This window comes from Pseudomonas sp. DSP3-2-3 (genome assembly GCF_049898225.1).
Classification (GTDB): Bacteria; Pseudomonadota; Gammaproteobacteria; order Pseudomonadales; family Pseudomonadaceae; genus Aquipseudomonas.
On the sequence record NZ_JAFCXH010000083.1, the window covers coordinates 1 to 704 of the forward strand.

Consider the following 704-nt stretch of genomic DNA (forward strand, 5'->3'; position numbering starts at 1 on the left):
CATAAAACTTGAAAGTGGTCGTTATCAAGTGTTTGTGCAGCGTTCTGGGAGCTTGCCCGAAGCGCCACCAGCCGAACTCCAGCTTCATTTTCATAGGGCGTATCAAGGAAAGTGACGTGGGATTACTGAGTCGAGCGCATACATTGGATAGGAGCGCATTTCTGTACGCTTACTTGAAAGATGTGCTCACACGCTTGCCGACGCAGCGAGCAAGTGGCATTACTGAGCTGCTGCCTCATCGATGGTTACCCGCTCAATGAGTCCGCTTTTTTAACGGATTTATCAAAAAACTTTCCCAGGAGGTATCAATGGCAGATAAAGCGCACGAGTACGAAGTCCAGGTGACTTGGGCCGGCAACGAGGGAACAGGAACGTCGTCATATCGGGGTTACAGCCGGGCGCACGTAATCACAGCTAAAGGAAAAATACCAATTGAGGGGTCATCCGATCCCAGTTTTCGAGGAGACCCAACACGTTGGAATCCAGAGGAGTTGCTCTTGGCATCCTTATCTGCATGCCACAAGCTTTGGTACCTTGGCCTTTGTGCTGAGGCCGGGATCGTTGTAGTGGCCTACGAAGACAACGCTCAAGGAACAATGGTCGAGGAGAGCGACGGCGCTGGTCAGTTCACCTCAGTTGTTTTGAGGCCGAAGGTGATTCTGGCTCCGGGGTCTGCAATCGCAAAGGCTCAGACTCTGCACAAA

The 704-nt window shown here is 51.7% G+C and carries 1 protein-coding gene and 1 pseudogene; both read left to right on the forward strand.

Going from position 1 to position 704, the window contains the following annotated elements; genetic code table 11:
- Window positions 1–164: 164 nt before the first annotated feature.
- Window positions 165–260, forward strand: a pseudogene (locus ACP7E4_RS30460) (transposase domain-containing protein); the annotation flags it as partial.
- A gap of 48 nt (window positions 261–308) precedes the next feature.
- Window positions 309–704 (forward strand): OsmC family protein (locus tag ACP7E4_RS30465; protein WP_426119990.1); only part of this gene is annotated, 396 nt, incomplete at its 3' end.